The sequence below is a fragment of the Zobellella maritima genome (assembly GCF_003075035.1).
Taxonomy (GTDB): Bacteria; Pseudomonadota; Gammaproteobacteria; order Enterobacterales; family Aeromonadaceae; genus Oceanimonas; species Oceanimonas maritima.
Window position 1 is genome coordinate 1,890,199 of the sequence record NZ_QCZE01000001.1, and the last position, 17,585, is coordinate 1,907,783.

A 17,585-nucleotide genomic window follows, 5' to 3' on the forward strand; every position below is an offset into this window, starting at 1 on the left:
GTAAATGAATTGTTAATTGAAACTCATTCGATGAGCAAATAACAGCATGAACTTTTGCCTGCAACCCCAAAAGTCTGACGGCCTGTCACAACAGGACGTTTAACTTTAAGAAAGGAAGATCACTGCCATGGTTACAAGGAAGGAATCAAAAGAAATCCTCTCGGTCAGCAATATCTATAAAGTCTTCGGCGATAAGCCGGACATTGCCATGAACATGCTTAAAGAAGGCGCGGCAAAGGACGAGATCTTTGAAAAAACCGGCCAGGCCGTTGGCGTGGTTGACGCCAGCTTCTCGGTCAACAAGGGCGAAATATTCGTCATCATGGGTCTGTCCGGCTCGGGCAAGTCCACCATGGTGCGCCTGCTCAACCGCCTGATCGAGCCCTCGGCCGGCACCATTCGCCTCAATGGTCGCAACATCACCGGCCTGTCGGATGCGGACCTGCTGCAGGTGCGGCGCCGGGACATGAGCATGGTGTTTCAGTCCTTTGCGCTGATGCCCCATATGACGGTGCTGGAAAACGCGGCCTTTGGGCTGTCGGTCTCCGGTGTCAATGAAAAGGAGCGCCACGCCCGAGCCAGCGATGCCCTGGCCCAGGTCGGGCTGGCGGAGCATGGCGCCAGTTATCCGCACCAGCTGTCCGGCGGCATGCAGCAACGGGTCGGCCTGGCGCGTGCCCTGGCCAATGATCCCGCCATTCTGCTGATGGACGAGGCGTTTTCGGCCCTGGATCCGCTGATCCGTCATGAAATGCAGGGGGAGCTGATCCGCCTGCAGCGTGAGCAGGAACGCACCATCATCTTTATTTCCCACGATCTGGAAGAGGCCATTCGCATCGGCGATCGCATCGCCATCATGGAGGGCGGCAGGGTCATTCAGATTGGCACCCCGAAGGAAATTTTGACCAACCCCGCCAACGATTACGTGGAAACCTTTTTCAAGGGGGTCGACGTGTCCAAGGTGCTCAAGGCCGGCGACATTGCCAGGCCCCAGCCAGACAGCCAGATCCGGGTGAATGGCAAGGTGCCTCCCTTCGCCGCCACCGAACAGTCGCCCTTTGGTTATCTGGTGGACGAAGCAGGCGGCTTTAAGGGAGTCATCGCCCCCCGGGAGCATGCCGGCAAGACCCCGGATCTGCAGACCCTGCTGGCTTCACGCATCGACCAGCATCCCGGCATCTACACCGACACCCCCCTGCATGAGGTGCTGGACACCGTGGCCACCACGCCCTATCCGATTCCCGTTATCGACCGGGACGGCACCTTTCACGGCACCATATCCCGAAGCCAGCTGCTGCAGACCCTGAGTCACCGCTGACCCGCGATCGCCGCCCCTCACTCAAGGAAGGAGTAAAAAAATGTCAGAATTCACCCTGCTGGATCCGTTTCAATACCTGAATATCCCCCTCGGCGAATGGGTCGAGAGTATGCTCAACTACCTGGTACAGAACTTTCGTGGTCTGTTCCGTACCATCCGCTGGCCGATAGACCAGGTGCTCAACGGTGTCGAATATATCCTGCAATCCATTCCGCCCTTGATCGGCATTGTGCTCTCTTCCCTGCTCGGCTGGCAGCTGGCTGGCAAGAAAATGGGCCTTTTCTGTGCCGTCACCCTGTTCTGCCTGGGCCTTATCGGCGTCTGGTCCGAGTCGATGACCACACTGTCACTGGTGCTGACCTCGGTCTTTTTCTGCGTGTTGTTCGGTATTCCCCTGGGCATTCTGTGTTCACGCAGCGATCGCGTCGAACGCATTGTGCGCCCCGTGCTGGATGCCATGCAGACCCTGCCTGCCTTCGTTTACCTGGTCCCCGTGGTGATGCTGTTCGGCATCGGCAACGTGCCCGGTGTACTGGTTACTATCATCTTTGCCCTGCCGCCGCTGGTGCGCCTGACCAACCTGGGCATCCGCCAGGTGCCGGCCGACAAGGTTGAGGCGGGCCGCGCCTTTGGCTGCACGCCACGCCAGATGCTGTTCCGCATTCAGCTGCCCCTGGCCACCCCCACCATCATGGCCGGCCTGAACCAGACCCTGATGCTGTCGCTGTCGATGGTGGTGATCGCTTCCATGATTGCGGTCGGCGGCCTCGGCCAGATTGTATTGCGTGGTATCGGTCGCCTCGATATGGGCCTGGCCACCGTGGGTGGTGTGGGTCTGGTGCTACTGGCCATCTTTCTCGACCGCCTGACCCAGGCCATGGGTAAACGCGCCGAGACAAGCCATACCCAGCACTGGTACGAGAGCGGACCAGCAGGGATCTGCGTCAGCCTCTACCGCGGCCTGCAAGGCAAGCAGCATTCACCCAGAACCAACCCCTGAACCCGTATAAGACAAGACCGCAACAACCATCATATGGAGTATGAGAAGATGCACATTGAGTTCAAGCAACTGTCAAGGAAAGCACTGACCGCCACCGCCCTGTTCACCCTGTCTTTTGGCGGCGCCGTCCAGGCACAAAGCCAGCCGGGCGAGGGCATAACGGTCGCACCCATTTTCCCCAGCATCGCCGAAGAGCGCTTTCGGGGAGAGATCGCCATCGCCGGCCTGAAAGAGCTCGGCTACGAGGTAGAAGAGCCCAAGGAAACCGAATATCCGGCCATGATGCTGGGTATTTCCAACGGTTATGCGGATTTCACCGTTCATCTCTGGGAGGTGCTGCACGACAACTTCTATCAAAAAGCCGGTGGCGACGACACCATGGTGAAGACCGGCAGTATTATCCCCGGCGTGCTGCAGGGCTACCTGATCGACAAGAAAACCGCCGATGCCTACAACATTCGCTCGCTGGAAGATCTGAAAAAACCGGAGATCGCCAAACTGTTCGACAGTGATGGCGACGGCAAGGCCGATCTCACCGGCTGCAATCCGGGCTGGGGCTGTGAGCTGACCATAGAACACCATATGCAGGCCTATAACCTGGGAGACTATGTCGAGCATAACCGGGGCTCCTACTTCGCGCTGATGGCAGACACCATTGCCCGCTATCAGGCCGGCCAGCCCATTCTCTATTACACCTGGGTGCCGCAGTGGATTGCTGGCGTGCTGGTGGAAGGCAAGGACGTGGAGTGGCTGGAAGTGCCCTTTACCAGCCTGCCCAACGGCGAAGAGGGGGTGAACACCCTGTATGAAGGCAAGAACCTGGGTTTTGCCATCGACAAGGTGACGGCGGTCATGAACCGTGACTTCGCCGAAGAAAACCCGGCCGCGCAGGCTTTCCTGTCCCAGGTGCAGATTACCGTCGCCGATGAAAGCGCCCAGAACCTGAAGATGCAGAACGGCGAAAAATCAATGCAAGACATCAGGCGTCATGCCCAGGAATGGATTGCCGCCAACCGCAACACCTTTGACGGCTGGCTGGAACAGGCCCGGGCAGTGACCAACTGACACCGGCGGTTGAACAGTCCACGGTAATTGCTTTTCCCGCTGATGGGAGCAGGTGCCCAATCGGGCACCTTTTTTATGGTCGATTCACAGAGGATGGACACCATGTCTTTATATCAGTTTGTCAAGGAACTGACGTTTGCGGATGTGCCCGAGCATACCCGCTATCTGGTCGGCACGGCGCTGCTGGACATTCTGGGAGTAGCCGCCGGGGCACAGAAAAACCACACCACAGAGTGCGTAAAGAATTATGCCCTCGCCCACTACCCGCCCGCCCGGCTGAGCAGCCGGCTGCTGTTTGACGGCCGGCCGGTGCACCCACTGGGGGCGGCCTGGTTTGGCGGCTTCACCATCGACAGCCTGGATGCCCACGAAGGCCATTTCACTTCCAAGGGCCATGCCGGCGCCACCGTAGTGCCCGCCCTGCTGGCCCTGGTCGATGCCTGCCGCGACCAGGGGCGTTCCATCACCGGCGCCGAATTCCTGACGGCGTTGACCATCGCCTATGAAACCGGCCTGCGCGCCGGCGTGGCGCTGATGGACACCGCCAGCGAATATCATGCCTCGGGGGCCTTTTCCGGCATCGGCGTGGTCTGTGGCGGCGCCCGCCTGCTGGGACTGAGCGAAGAGCAGTTCCTGCATGCGCTGGGCATCGCCGAGTATTTCGGCCCCCGCTGCCCCATGATGCGGCTGGTGGATTTTCCCTCCATGCTGCGCGACGCCCACGGCGCCGGCGCCCATGCCGGGCTCAATGCCCTGTTGATGGCCCAGGCCGGGATCACCGGCGCCCCGGCGGAAACCGTTGAAATGGAGCGGGTACGGCATTGCTGGCAGGATCTGGGAAAGCGCTGGGAGATCGATGCCCAGTACTTCAAGCCCTGGCCGGTGTGCCGCTGGGCCCAGCCCGCCCTTACCGCCGCCACCGCTCTGCTGGCCGAGCATCCCGACATTGTGCCCGAGGCCATCGAGCGGGTGGAGGTGCAGACCTTTCACGAGTCCGTGCGGCTGCAGGGCCATATGCCCGCCAATGCCGATGAGGCCCAGTATGGCCTGGCCTTTCCGCTCGCAGCCCTGCTCACCCGGGGCCAGGTGGGGCCGAACGAAGTCACCGGTAATGCCATTCACGCCGACGACATACTGGCCATCAGCCGCCGCATCGACATCGTGGAAGCGGACGATTTGTCGGCGCGTTTTCCTCGGGAAATACTGTCGCGGGTCAGCATACGGCTGAAGGACGGCAGCCGGTTCGACAGCCCCACCACGGCTGCCAAGGGCGATCCGCAAACCGCCATGACCCAATCGGAGTTCAGGGCCAAATTCACCCAGCTGGCCTCGGTTAACTTCAACCAGGCACGCCTTGACGCCGTTATGGCGGTGGTGGATGAGCTGCCTCAGGCCGCGGATTGCCACGCTTTTTTACAGCAAGTTCTGAGCCATTAATGCGCTGGACCGTACTTGTCTGACTTTGTCTCTTTAATTCATGCAACACAAGGAAGCGATATCATGAAATTTGAAAATAAAGTTGTTGTGATCACCGGCGGCGCCGGCGGCGTCGGGCATACCCTGGTCAGGCTGTTCGCCCGCGAAGGCGCGCGCCTGATGATTACCGATATCAACGAGGCCGGTTGTCAGGCCGCCGCCGACGAAGCCCGCGAACTTGGCGCCGACGTCGACTTCCTGGCCGGTAACCTGCGCGAAAAAGCGCACTGTGAAGCCGTGATTACCCGTACCGTCGAGCGCTTCGGTGGTGTCGATATCCTGCTCAACAATGCCGGCATCATTCCCCGTGGCACCATAGAAGAAACCAGTGACGACATGTGGTTCACGGCCATGGACGTGAATCTCAATGCCGTCTTTTTCCTGTGCCGGGCCGCGATTCCCCATATGAAACACGGTGGCGGCGGGGCCATCGTCAATACCTCCTCGGTATGGGGAACCTACCCGGGTCCGGCCCATGTCGCCTACTGCACCAGCAAGGGGGCCGTGGCGGCGCTGACCCGTAACCTCGGCCGTGACTGCGCCCCGCTGGGTATTCGGGTCAATGCCGTCTGTCCCCATGAGATCAACACCCCCATGATCCGCAGCGGCTTTGAGCGCCGAGGCCTGGATCCGGACAAGGCCGTCGAGGCGCTGAACAAAACCGTGCCCCTGGGGCGCATCGCCGAGCCCGAGGACATCGCCGATGTTATCGCCTTCCTGGCCTCGGATCAGGCGCGCTATATCGCCGGCGAATGTGTGGAAGTCACCGGTGCCAAACCGGTTTCAGGTTGAAGATTCGGTTCAGGGAGAACGACTAATGACATTAGACAACAAGGTTGCCGTCGTCACCGGCGGCGGTCGTGGCATCGGCCGCGGCATTACCAACAAACTGCTGGCCGCCGGTGCCCGGGTACTGATTGCCCAGCGCCAGCCCCTCGACGACGAGCTCGCTGGCAATCCGAATGTCGCCTGGCTGGAAGCCGATCTCGCCGAACGTGACGCCCCCTATGTCATCGCCCAGGCGGTGGAAGCGCACTTCGGCGGCGCCGATATTCTGGTTAACAACGCCGGTTTCATGTTTGAGCGCCACCTCGACGACCTGCACGAGGATGACTGGGATCGCATGATGGCCGTCAATATGCGTGCGCCGGTGTTTCTCGCCAGGGCGCTGTTGTCCCAGATGCGTCGTCGGGGCGGTGGCAGCATCATCAATATCGGCTCCATTGAAGGCATTGGCGCCAACCCCTACCACGCCGCCTACTGTGGCTCCAAGGCCGGGGTGCATGGCTTTACCCGGGCCCTGGCCGTTGATCTGGGCAAGGACGGCATTCGTTGCAACGCCATCGCGCCGGGCTGGATAAATTCCGATTTGAGCCATGACTATATCAATGCCCAGCCAAACCCGGCCGAGGCGAGGCAGGCACTGAACGCCATGCACCCGGTGGGGCGCACCGGTGAGCCGGAAGACATCGGCGGCGCCGTGGTGTTTCTTGCTTCTGAAGCCTCGGCCTTTATCACCGGCCAGATCATGGTGGTTGACGGCGGCCGCACCGCCAAACTGCCCTTGCCTTTTTGAGGTATTGCAACACTGAGCCCTGGCAACTGCGATTTTGTGGTCGGGTAATAACATAAACACTCGGGCGCCCTGTTCATAGAAGCATGAGCAGGGTGCCCGGTTTATCATCCGGCCCTCAAATCACCGTTTCCGCTGCACTAGCACGCATAACCAAAACTCACCGAAACCAATAAGATTATATCAATTGACCCCACCCTTTCGGCCCCCTAGCCTCGGTGATTGAGGTGATCAATGGCCAGTACCCCCATTAGCCACAATACAAAAACAGGAGCATGCACCATGGCGTCCATCCACCCGGCCAGGACGGGTAACAGACATTATTTTCTAGAAGGCATCAAGGAGTTGCTGCCCATGGTACCGGGGGTGCTGCCCTTTGGCCTGATTGCCGGGGCCAATGGCACCAGCCTGGGATTCGCCCCCGAGATGACCATCGGCATGACGCTACTGTTTTTCGCCGGCTCGGCCCAGCTGGCGGCCTATCAGTTAATTCAGGAACAGGCATTACCGGCGGTTATCATCTTTACCGCGCTGATGGTGAATATTCGCTTCTTTATCTACAGCGCCACCTTCGCCCCGCTGCTGCACTCATTGAAGGCTCGCCATAAATGGCCGCTGGCGTACCTGATCAGCGATCAGGCCTATGGGTTGTACGTATCACGCTTTACGCCGCACGACAGTGGCAAGGAGAGACTTTATTATTTTACCGGTGCGGCATTGGCGTTGTGGGTAAGCTGGGTTGGCTCCGTTATTCTGGGTATGCAGGTTGGCGGACAGATACCCGCCGAATGGTCACTCGAGTTTGCCATTCCCCTCGCCTTCCTGGCCATGCTGGTATCGAGCATTCGCGACAAGGCGTCACTGATCACGGCGATTTTTTCGGCCATGGTGGCGACCAGCCTGACCCAGCTGCCCTATAACCTGGGGTTTATTACCGCCATTATCGGCGGCACCACCATAGGTTTGCTGGCCAGCACTTTCATCACCAAAAACGGCCTGAAGGCCCAGAGGGAACACAATGGATAACCTCACACTATGGCTGATATTTATCACGGTCGGCATCGGCACCTTCGCCATCCGGTTGTCGTTTATTCATCTCCATGGCCGGGAAAACTTCAATATTGGCAAGCACCAGAGAGTCTTGCAGCTGCTGGCCCCCGCCGTGCTGGCCGCGCTGTCCATCCCCGCCATTATCTTTCAGGATAAAACCGTGCTTGATTCCGTGAGCATGGCACAAATCACAGCGGCGTCGGTCACGGCCATACTGGCCTGGTATTTCAGGGGCGTATTCTGGCCCCTGTGTATGGGCATGGTCACCTTCTGGATATTGAAGTTTTATGTTTTTTAAACATGGCGCGCGGAAAGTCGGCATTCACCATTAAGGCCCGCTCCGCGCCTCCTCATCCCGTATCCCCCCGCCAAGGCCCACGGTAAAACTGCCGCCTGCGCTCCCCCTCCGCCAACATCGCCCAACATTCCACCGCCTCCCCCCCCAAAATCAAACCCTCGCCTCGCAAAATGCTCCTTTTGCCGTTGCCTTTTCATCCCTCCGCGACAAGAATGGACTCAAACAAGTAAGACGGGCATGCGCTTAAGCCTCAGCACAGCGACGGGCGGTAGCCTGGGTGAATGGCATTATGATATTTGCCCACTCAGCCATCCAGACGGCTTTGAATATACAGTATATTAGGCCTGTATCTTCAGCCGTGCGCAGAATCATCAAAAGCAATGCGTGTTTTTCATCAAAAAAAACGTAATGATGCTATAAATCAATTACTTGAAAAACAATACAGGAAGATACTGCGCATACAGCGGAACATATATGCGCATGCGCGTTTTTGTGCGGCAAGAGTAGCTAATAAAGCGCTTAACTCACTGATATACATGGAGTTAGCCTGCTTTTAACGAGATCTGTGTATGAGTGTATATGCGCATGCGCAGTATTAAAATTTTATGGCTATAAGGAGTTTTTTGATGTCTTGGGATCATGATCGGGCAGCCGAAAATAAAAGTGAGTTGATGTCTAATTTGATCAAGGATATCGAACTCAAGGGGACAAATAGCAGTGACGCTCAAGTTGTCGCCCAAATTATTATGGATGAAGCTATCCGAGTTTCTCCCCCAAAGATAGAAGAATTCGTTATTGAATTAATCACTATGTCGCCTTCTGGGCGAAGAGGTGGAAAAAGCACTAAGGCAGGTAATATTGTTCTGAACATGAGATCGTTAGTTGATGCAGTTACAAACGGTGCTTTTGCTGTTGTAAGTTCATATCAAATTCCATGGCTTGCACCGTTCGCGCTAATCTTGCTTTGGAATTCGTTGTGGCGCTCTGCGAAGGTTGAGTTCTCTGAAAATGATGCAGCCCTTATCTGGACAATGTGGGTTCATAGAGATAGATCAAATAATGAAATAGCAGAAGAGGGTTTACTCAACAAACTCAATGAACACTTAAAGAAATATTCAAGATCACCTGTTACAGACAAAGACTTGAAGGATTCCTTGAATGCCTTGGAGGAAATTAAAAGCATAAAGCGCTCAAGACGTAACCCCAATGACTGGTGGCTTTGCGAATGGGTCAAGCCAACCTATCATTGAACCACAACAATGCCATAAACTCGGACGTCAAAAAGCTGTGCCGCTCGTTCCTCGCTATGCAGATTTTTGCCACCGGTTATGGCTGGCGTTATATTTCAACCGAAACCAACGAAGCTCTGAATTTTTTGTAAAAAGGGATAATAATGCACGCAGTCGCCCCTTACTTGTTTCGATGCTTCAATAGAGGGCTTGAAGGCCGAATTGAAGAGCGATATAGCACATTGGACAGCCTTGGAGATAAGGATCTTTTCTATATCTTGCGAGACTTTCTCCAAGCTAATACTGGCGCTTATAAAATTGTTGAAGACACGAAACAGGTGTATCAATTTGATGGCCTTAAAATCAATGAGGATCGTCGAGAAATTTACGGTTGGTTTAATGTCGGCGCATACGGAATGAAAACAGACATTATTAATGTTGCCACGGGCAAGGTGGATTTTGAAAAAGCAAAAAACAATGCAGAGATAATCAAACATTATGTCCATTACTTCATCCCACGCGGTTTTAACGAAGCTATGGCGTTTATACATTCCTATCGTGGAGATGGTGTAAAAACTCTGTTCTATACTTTGTTTTCTAAATACTTCAAAGATTTAACTGATTTAGTTATACAAATGAACCCTCTAGCTTACGACAATGCTGTAAATGCTTGGCTTGATGCAACCGCAAAGGAAGTTAAATTAACTAAGTTCGTTGGGCTAAACGATATCGCTGACCAAGTTAGGCTTCTGGGGCACGGCGAGCAAGAGCTGGTTATTAAACCGCCAAGAAAGGGTGGTATGGGTAAATTGCGAGATTATTTGAATCCTAATAGTCCCCACAGACAAGCTGTGGAGATTATGGGTGAGTTCGGCTCTCAGGTTAAAACGGTTGTTGAAATAGACGGGAAAAGACGCACTTTTAATGTAGGGCGAAATAGAACTAGCGCGCTTTGCGAGATTGAAGTAGATGAAGAAATAGTTGGTGATGACGGTGTTCCAGATTTCATAAGAATCAATAACTGGGTTAGGGAAATTATTGCTGAATATGCGCACACTATGTATCCAGGACTCAAGGTGAGGGTGGCTTAAATGAGTTCAAAAATAAATATATGGTCAATTGTAACAGGTCACATAATGACTCTAAGAGACTCATCAAGCGGAAAAGTAAGTTTTCTTGATTATGTTACATTTTATGGAGCACCAATATTAATAGCAGTTTTATTTTCAGTGCTTGGCATTAAAGTTACGGCAGATGCGAACTCCTTATTGGTTAATTTTGGTGCAATTTTTACTGCACTTCTCTTGAGTGTTTTGGTTTTAGTTTACGACCAAGGAGAAAAGCTTCGAGGAGTTAAAATCGATCAAGCTCAACGTCATAATATAGAACTCAAGAAGAATTTACTTGAGCAGCTTTATTTCAATATCTGCTATGCAATAGTTGTAGCAGTTTCTCTCGTTTTCTTTTGCTTAGTGTATACATTTTTGCCAGATAAAAGCCTTACCTTTTCAATAAGTAAGTTCAGCTTTAATTTTGACATAAAACTCTTTTTGGCATCACCGTTTATTTTAATAGTGGTAATGAATTTACTTTTGACCATATTAATGGTTGTAAAACGAATGCACACCCTGCTTACAATTAAAATATAACAAGCGCATGTTGTCGGACTGTGGATCTCACCCGCTTTAACGGACACACCTCGATAACGTAGAGCGCTGAGCCATGCCAGCTTACAAAACAGGGAAGCGAACCCGGCAGTACAGCAATGACTTCAAGATAAAAACTGTCCTCTGGAGCCATGAAGAACACCGGGGTGTGAAGGAGGTTGCCGAAGCAATATCCATCCCTTTATGTTGTCTCGTTGTCACAAGGTGTATCGAGAAGGAAAATTCGGCATGACAAAATACCGTAATGCCCCGGCGTCCTACCAACAGCTCCGGCCGCACCGCCAGCAGGATGATATCGCTGTTATCCACCACCTCCTGAGCACTGCCGGTAATGGCATACCGGCATCGTTCGTATCCTCTACCATGCATCAAGAATAACTGTCTTGCGACAACGCCATTCATTACCAAAACTCACCGAAACCGATAAGTATTAATCGATTGAGCCCCCTCCAGCCACGCCCTACTCTAATCCCCCGGTTAACACCCAAACAACCGATACCCATATCGCTGCATGTCGAGATCGAGATAAAACGCCGCTAAACAGCCCCAAATAGGGGGATGGCGAGCCCACGTTTGGTCCTGACACACCATCGGCAACGATTATTGCATTAACCGTATATCCAGAGCGACGCAGAGGGAGGAATTATGCGTGCTACATCCGGGATTATGAAAGGATTAAACCCGACCGTGACCATCGCATCCAAGGTGCTGGTGATCGGCTTTGTGCTGTTTTGTGCCATCCTGGCCAACCAGGCCGGGCAATACTTCGAAGCCGTTTCCGGCATTCTGCTGCAGAACGTGAAGTGGTTTTATCTGGGGCTGGTGAGCATGATGGTCGGCTTTCTGCTGTACCTGATGATCAGCCGCTACGGCCATATCCGTCTGGGTCGGGACGATGAAAAACCCGAATTCAGCTATCTGTCGTGGGTGTCCATGCTGTTTTCCGGCGGCATGGGCATAGGCCTGATTTTCTGGTCGGTGGCCGAGCCCATGTGGCTCTATGCCGGCAACCCCTTCACCGAGGGCCTGAGCAACGAGTCGGCCGGCATGGCCATGCAGTTGGCCTTCTTTCACTGGGGCCTGCACCCCTGGTCGGTGTTTATCATCGTCGCCCTGGTGCTGGCCTATTTTTCCTACCGCAAGGGGCTGCCCTTCACCCTCAGATCCATCCTGTATCCGCTGATCGGAGACCGTATCTACGGCCCCATCGGCCATGCGGTGGATATCCTCTCCGTGGCCATCACCGCCTTCGGCATCTCCCAGTCCCTGGGGATGGGGGTGATTCAGATCAACTCCGGCCTGAACCAGGTGTTCGGCGTGAGCATCGGCTTTGGCGTGCAACTGCTGATCATAGTGGTGCTGTGCACCTGTGCCGTGGCCTCGGTGCTGTCGGGCGTGGGCCGTGGCATACGCCGGCTGTCTGAGTGGAACATGCTGCTGTCGCTGGCGCTGGTGTTGGTGGTGCTGTACGTCGGCCCCACCCGCTACCTGCTCAACACCCTGCTGGAAAGCACCGGCAACTATGCCCAGAACATCGTCGGCATGAGTCTGTGGAGCGATGCCCAGCATGATTCCGGCTGGCAAAACTCCTGGACCGCCTACTACTGGCCCTGGTGGATGCTGTGGGCGCCCTTTGTGGGCATGTTTGTGGCCCGCATTTCCAGGGGGCGCACCATCCGCGAGCTGATCGGCGGCGCCCTGATCGTGCCTACCCTTATCACCTTCCTGTGGATATCGGTATTCGGTGGCGCGGCGCTGAAGGTAGAGCAGGATGCCCGCCTCGCCTATGAGCAACAGGCGGTGCAACTGGCCGAGTCGGGTCAGCCGCCCCAGGAGGCGTTTGCCGGCGGCCCCGTGCTGACCGCCACCAAAACCGACACCACCCTGGCGCTGTTTACCCTGTTCGACAACCTCGATACCGGCGCCCTGGGCAAGTTGCTGAGCGTGATGGCCTGTGTGCTGCTGGGCACCTACTTTATTACCTCGGCCGACTCCGGCACCCTGGTGCTCTGCACCCTGGACTCGGCCGGCGCCAGCGAGCCCCCCAGCCTGATCCGGGTGCTGTGGGGCCTGCTCATCGCCGCCATTGCCGCCATGCTGCTCTATGCCGGCGGGCTGAAGGCGATGCAGGCCGCCTCCATTATCGCCGGCTTCCCCATCGCCATCTTTATTGCGGTGATGAGTCTGACCCTGTTCCACTGCCTGCGCCGCGAGCCCGCCCCCTGGTCCATGCTGCCGGATCATGTACGGCCCGAGCCCGCCCGGCTGGAAGGTTCGTTGCCCAAAGGTTGAGTTACCCCGGGGCGGGTCTATCCGACACGCCCCTGTGGCTAACAGCCATCCCCTCCCCCCATTGCAAAGCGGGCATGCCATGCCTAAGATAGGTATAACGATTGTTATACAGAGACACCTATGAGCAAGCGGGACGATATTCTTACCACGGCCGAACGGCTGTTTTACCGGCAAGGGTTTCACGGCACCGGCATCGATCAGATTGTCAGGGAAGCCGGAGTCACCCCACGCACCCTGTATCGTCACTTTTCCTCCAAGGAGCAGTTGGTGATAGCGGTACTGCAACAGCGTGAAACCCGCTTTCTCTCCCGGCTCGCCCGCTCCGCCGACGACGCCAGGGCCGATTGCCTGGCCATCTTTGATGAGCTGGAGCAGTGGTTTGCACAGGAAGGAGAAAAAGGCTGCCTGTTTCTGCGTGCCCTCGGCGAATACAGCCACAAGGACGCCACCATTACCGAACTGGCGCTGGCTCACAAACAGCACGAACTGGAATACCTCTATCGGCAACTCGATGACAATACCCCGGAGCAGCTGCGAGACAAGGCGGAAAGCCTGATGCTGATCCTGGAAGGGGCTGTCTCCCGTGCCCCCGTTATCGGCGGGGCCGCCGCCGCCCGCCAGGCCCGGCTGCTCGCCAGCCGGCTGCTGGCTTAGTGACCATCCACCTTTAAAATACGCCAGTCGGGCCGGCACTGCCGGCCCGACGTTTTTTCCCTGAACCGGCTCAGTCTCCCCACACCTGCAGGGGCTGCCCCAGCACATCATGATGTACGCTAATGCCCAGCCCGGGGCTATTCGGCACCAGCACGCCGCCATCGATGATGGGCGCATCAAAGTCCGCCGTGGTGATAGCGACCATGCCTCTGGTGTCCAGAATGCAGCGCAGGTGGCGCTCCGGTACCGTCGCCCCCAGATGGGCGATGGCCGCAAAGGCAATGGTGGAGCCCACGGTTTCCTGCACGCTCATGGTCAGCCCGGCCGCCACGCCAATGTCCCGGTGCCGGCGGCCCCGGGTCAGGCCGCCGGCCTTGGAGATTTTCAGGCCAAAGCCGTCGGCCAGATCCTCGCTCACCGCCAGCACCAGATCTTCGTCCTGCTGGATCAGCTCATCCAGGAAGATCGGCACATCGCAACGCTGGCGCAGCGATTTTGTCTCACGCCAGGTCTTGCAGGGCGCTTCCAGCACAAAATCCAGCCCCTTGGGTAATAATCGTAACACTCGCAAGGCGAGTTCCGGGGTCAGGCCGCCGTTGGCATCAACAATAAAGAACTCGCCCGGTTTCTGATCCGCCAGGCTGGCCTTGATACGTTCGGCATCGAGCACAGGGCCGCCTTCGCTGTCGAGGGCGCCAATCTTGATGGAATGCCCCAGGTAACCCAGCTCACGATGGCGCGCCACATTGGCCCGCATCGCCTCCGGCGTTTCCGCGTGAATGGAGGAAATCACCGGCAGCCGTTTGCCGGTCGAGCCGCCGAGCAGCTCGCATACCGGCAGCCCCACCGACTTGCCAAAAAGGTCCCAGCAGGCCAGATCAATCGCAGACTTGGCATGGTTATGGCCCACCAGCGCATTATCCATGGCGTCATAAATCCTATCCACCTGGCGGGGGTCCCTGCCCAGCAGGTGTGGGGCTATCTCGGCAATGCCGGCCCGAGCGCCAAGGGCATGGGAGGCGATATAGGTCGAGCCGAAGGGCGTGCTCTCCCCCCAGCCTTCCAGCCCGGTGTCGGTCAAAATGCGCACCATGGTGGCGTCAAAACTGCGGTATTCCCGTCCGCCCGAGAGGTGATACACGCCACCGGCGTAAGGCAGGTCCACCTGATACAGCTCAATGCGCGTTATTTTCATTGTTCCACCTGCGGAATGGTGAGCACCAGTTTGCCCATGTGCTGCTTGCTGATGAAAGCTTCCTGGGCCTGGGCTATCTCGTGTAACGGAAATGTTTTGGCAACCTGAGGGCGAATTTCACCGGCTTCGATATAGGAAATCAGGTTGGCGAACACCTCATCCTCCTGAAAGGTGCAGCCCGCCAGGGTCAGATCCTTCAGGTAGAGGGTGCGCAGATCTATCTCGGCAATGGGCCCGGCAATGGCGCCGGCAATGGCGTAGCGGCCGCCCCGGCGCAGGAGTTCGAGGAACGTCGGCCATTGCTCGCCCCCTACCAGATCGATAATGGCATCCAGCGCGCCCTTGCCAAGCTCAGCAATGAGGTCGGCATTGCGATCAATCACCCGGTCGGCACCACAGGCCAGCACTTCAGCCGCCTTGGCCGAGGAGCACAGGGCAATCACGGTGGCCCCCCGGCGCTTGGCCAGTTGCACCGCCGCCGAGCCCACCCCGCCCGAGGCCCCGGTGATCAGCACCGTCTCGGCGCCCAGGCCGATGCGGTGCAGCATGTTCTCGGCGGTGGAATAGGCACAGGGGATGGACGCCAACTCTTCGTCCGACCAGTCGCAGACCACACTGTGGGTCTCCCGGGCGGGCGCCACGGTAAACTGGGCAAAGCTGCCGTTGCATTCGCTGCCGAAGGTCCAGCATTCATAGGGGCGGTAATCCACATAACTGCGCAGCATGTTGCGCACCAGCACCCGCTCACCGATGCGGGCAGGGTCCACCTCGCTGCCCACGGCCACTATCTTCCCGCAACAATCCGCGCCCTGGATCAGCGGAAAGGTCAGGGCCTTGCCGGACCAGGAGGCATCGTCATCGTTCACGCTGTCAAATCCGGTGGCGCCCCCCACATTGGTGGCCTGAGCAACCGACTTTGAATACCAGCCGAGCCGGGTATTGATGTCGGTGTTGTTGATGCCGGCGGCGGCGACCTGGATCAGCACTTCGTCGGGGCCGGGCCGAGGCACGGCCACATCGGTACGGTATTCCAGCTGGTCGATGCCGCCATGGCCGTTGAGCAGCACCGCATGCATGGTTTGAGGGACTGGGGATATCATTATTCATTTCTCCTAACGGTTGTTGCGTGGTTGCGCCTAAAGACAATCAGCAAGCAGGCGGGCACGGCACGATGTGCCTCCCACCGGCAGTCAGGGCGGCGGCTCCCTCGATGATGAGCTGCGCGCTCGCTTGCCCACAAAACAAAAGTACAGTGAACGTTATACCGACATTAGGGTAACAATCGACGCATTGCAACAACTAAAAAACATCACCCCCGTGATTGAACGGATGCTCGGGGTGACGGCTCACCCAACCGATGAGCCGATTGCATCAGGGAATGGGGCTTGTACTTTCTGCTGCTGGTGTTGACCCTGTTCAGGATGAAACCGGGGGACGTCTGGCGGGCCTGCCCTTTATGGTGATCGAGGGCTGTGGCCTGTTATTAACATGGCAGGTAAAGACCAGCTGGCCTGGGTGTGCTGGATATCGCCGAACCGGTTGACGACAGGTCATCGGCCCGACAATTGGCCACCGCCATTCCGTCTTATTGCGGTGGCATGCCGAAAAACCTGGCGCGTTTTTCCGAGCAGGGTCGGATGGCTCCTATGTGCTCTTCTGGTTCAGACCAGCGACAGCTGGTTTCGAAGCGCGTTCGCAAAATAACGCGCCGCCTGAGAGGGCTCGTCCCTGCCCACCCTGAGCTCGATGATCACCGCCCCCAGCTTCGGCAAGCCAAACTCCTCGGCGTCGAGGATTTTCCAGTTGGGCTGAATAAGGGGCTCACTGGTTGCGGCTATGGCCAGGCCACTGTCTACGGCCAGTTTCACTCCCATCACCCCGGTGCATTCGAAGGCAATGTAATAGTCCCGCTGAGCAGAGCTGAGCGCATTTAAAATATGACGTCGGTATCCGCATCCGTGGGGATAGAGCGCGAGGGGAACCGGCGCATCCCGTGTGATATCAACACCCTCCGCCGCCACCCACCGCAGGGGCTCGCGCCGCAGGGCCTCGCCGCCGACATCGGTGTCGCGCTGGGTCACCAGGGCCAGATCCAGTTCGCCATTGTCCAGCCCGGAAAACAGGTTCTGGCTGATGTCGTTGCGGATCTTGAGGCGCACATCCGGATAGTTCCGGGTGAACTGCTGCAACACTGGCAGCAGGAAGGCGCTGGCGTAATCATCCGGAATGCCGAAACGGACGGTGCCGCACACCTCTTCGGTGGTCAGCGTGTGCAAGGCCTCATTGCTCAGCGCCAACAGCTTGCGTGCGTACTGCAGCAACAGCTCTCCGTCCGGGGTTAGTTCCGCACTGTGGTAGCCGCGCTCGATTAGCCGCTTGCCGACCGTATCCTCCAGCTTTTTCAATTGAATGCTGATGGCGGCCTGAGTCTTGTGCAGGCGCTGGGCCGCCAGCGATAGGCTCTTGCAATCCGCTATGGTTTTAAAGGTATAAAGCAGGTTCAGGTCCAGGTGCCGCACAGGCTTTACCTCTGGTCGTTGGGTCTTGACTGGGAGCACAGTAACCGGATCATCCAGGGCGGTGCAATTGTATTAGCGACGCTCTTCACACATCGCGCGCCTGAATGTCAACGCGAGCCGCCGGGTCGCTATGGAGGCCACCATATACCACGACACCTCTCCATCCGCCGCTATGGCGAGCCTCCTTTTTATGACAATTATAAAAGTTATTTAACCCTGGCTTATTTAATGTTAATTACACTTTCTCCG

16 protein-coding genes and 1 pseudogene are annotated in these 17,585 nt (G+C 56.7%); 14 read left to right on the top strand and 3 right to left on the bottom strand.

Features of this window, described 5'->3' with window-relative positions; genetic code table 11:
- The first annotated feature begins 127 nt into the window (after positions 1-127).
- The 14 genes and pseudogenes from proV (at position 128) to DCS96_RS08795 (ending at position 13,622) form a co-directional block, all read left to right on the top strand.
- Positions 128-1,318 carry a glycine betaine/L-proline ABC transporter ATP-binding protein ProV gene (gene proV / locus DCS96_RS08735; RefSeq protein WP_116473899.1) on the top strand — a complete coding sequence of 397 codons (1,191 nt, stop codon included), beginning with the start codon at positions 128-130 and terminating at the stop codon, positions 1,316-1,318.
- 31 nt (positions 1,319-1,349) lie between these two features.
- Positions 1,350-2,318 (top strand): annotated as a pseudogene (gene proW / locus DCS96_RS08740) (glycine betaine/L-proline ABC transporter permease ProW); the annotation flags it as partial.
- A 48-nt stretch (positions 2,319-2,366) separates the two neighbouring features.
- The gene (gene proX / locus DCS96_RS08745; RefSeq protein ID WP_116473901.1) at positions 2,367-3,383 is read left to right on the top strand and encodes a glycine betaine/L-proline ABC transporter substrate-binding protein ProX; all 1,017 of its coding nucleotides are present in this window, start codon (positions 2,367-2,369) and stop codon (positions 3,381-3,383) included.
- A 102-nt stretch (positions 3,384-3,485) separates the two neighbouring features.
- Positions 3,486-4,820: an MmgE/PrpD family protein gene (locus DCS96_RS08750; protein ID WP_116473902.1), complete on the top strand. Its 1,335-nt coding sequence runs from the start codon at positions 3,486-3,488 to the stop codon at positions 4,818-4,820.
- 63 nt (positions 4,821-4,883) lie between these two features.
- A complete protein-coding gene (locus DCS96_RS08755; RefSeq protein ID WP_116473903.1) occupies positions 4,884-5,651 on the top strand; it encodes an SDR family NAD(P)-dependent oxidoreductase in 768 nt (255 codons plus the stop codon).
- A gap of 25 nt (positions 5,652-5,676) precedes the next feature.
- Positions 5,677-6,435 (top strand): SDR family NAD(P)-dependent oxidoreductase, encoded by a 759-nt coding sequence (locus DCS96_RS08760; protein WP_116473904.1) that lies wholly within the window; start codon positions 5,677-5,679, stop codon positions 6,433-6,435.
- Between the two features lie 279 nt (positions 6,436-6,714).
- The gene (locus tag DCS96_RS08765) at positions 6,715-7,458 is read left to right on the top strand and encodes an AzlC family ABC transporter permease (RefSeq protein ID WP_157953606.1); all 744 of its coding nucleotides are present in this window, start codon (positions 6,715-6,717) and stop codon (positions 7,456-7,458) included.
- A complete protein-coding gene (locus DCS96_RS08770) occupies positions 7,451-7,780 on the top strand; it encodes an AzlD domain-containing protein (RefSeq protein ID WP_116473906.1) in 330 nt (109 codons plus the stop codon). The genes DCS96_RS08765 and DCS96_RS08770 overlap by 8 nt, the downstream gene beginning before the upstream one ends.
- Before the next feature lie 626 nt (positions 7,781-8,406).
- Positions 8,407-9,030, top strand: a complete 624-nt coding sequence (locus DCS96_RS08775; protein ID WP_116473907.1) for a hypothetical protein — start codon at positions 8,407-8,409, stop codon at positions 9,028-9,030.
- A 143-nt stretch (positions 9,031-9,173) separates the two neighbouring features.
- Positions 9,174-10,100, top strand: a complete 927-nt coding sequence (locus DCS96_RS08780) for a hypothetical protein (protein WP_116473908.1) — start codon at positions 9,174-9,176, stop codon at positions 10,098-10,100.
- Positions 10,101-10,658: a hypothetical protein gene (locus tag DCS96_RS08785; protein WP_157953607.1), complete on the top strand. Its 558-nt coding sequence runs from the start codon at positions 10,101-10,103 to the stop codon at positions 10,656-10,658.
- A gap of 246 nt (positions 10,659-10,904) precedes the next feature.
- On the top strand, positions 10,905-11,054 hold the full coding sequence (locus DCS96_RS18575) for a hypothetical protein (RefSeq protein WP_157953608.1): 150 nt from the start codon (positions 10,905-10,907) through the stop codon (positions 11,052-11,054).
- A gap of 267 nt (positions 11,055-11,321) precedes the next feature.
- Positions 11,322-12,968, top strand: a complete 1,647-nt coding sequence (locus tag DCS96_RS08790; RefSeq protein ID WP_116473910.1) for a BCCT family transporter — start codon at positions 11,322-11,324, stop codon at positions 12,966-12,968.
- Between the two features lie 120 nt (positions 12,969-13,088).
- Positions 13,089-13,622, top strand: coding sequence for a TetR/AcrR family transcriptional regulator (locus DCS96_RS08795; RefSeq protein WP_116473911.1), 534 nt, complete (start codon positions 13,089-13,091; stop codon positions 13,620-13,622).
- A gap of 70 nt (positions 13,623-13,692) precedes the next feature.
- Here DCS96_RS08795 and DCS96_RS08800 read toward each other — a convergent pair whose 3' ends face one another.
- The 3 genes from DCS96_RS08800 to DCS96_RS08810 form a co-directional block, all read right to left on the bottom strand.
- Positions 13,693-14,817, bottom strand: a complete 1,125-nt coding sequence (locus DCS96_RS08800; protein WP_116473912.1) for a mandelate racemase/muconate lactonizing enzyme family protein — start codon at positions 14,815-14,817, stop codon at positions 13,693-13,695.
- Positions 14,814-15,917, bottom strand: a complete 1,104-nt coding sequence (locus tag DCS96_RS08805; protein WP_198649965.1) for an alcohol dehydrogenase family protein — start codon at positions 15,915-15,917, stop codon at positions 14,814-14,816. The genes DCS96_RS08800 and DCS96_RS08805 overlap by 4 nt, the downstream gene beginning before the upstream one ends.
- A 561-nt stretch (positions 15,918-16,478) precedes the next feature.
- Positions 16,479-17,336: a LysR substrate-binding domain-containing protein gene (locus tag DCS96_RS08810; RefSeq protein WP_157953609.1), complete on the bottom strand. Its 858-nt coding sequence runs from the start codon at positions 17,334-17,336 to the stop codon at positions 16,479-16,481.
- Between the last annotated feature and the right edge of the window lie 249 nt (positions 17,337-17,585).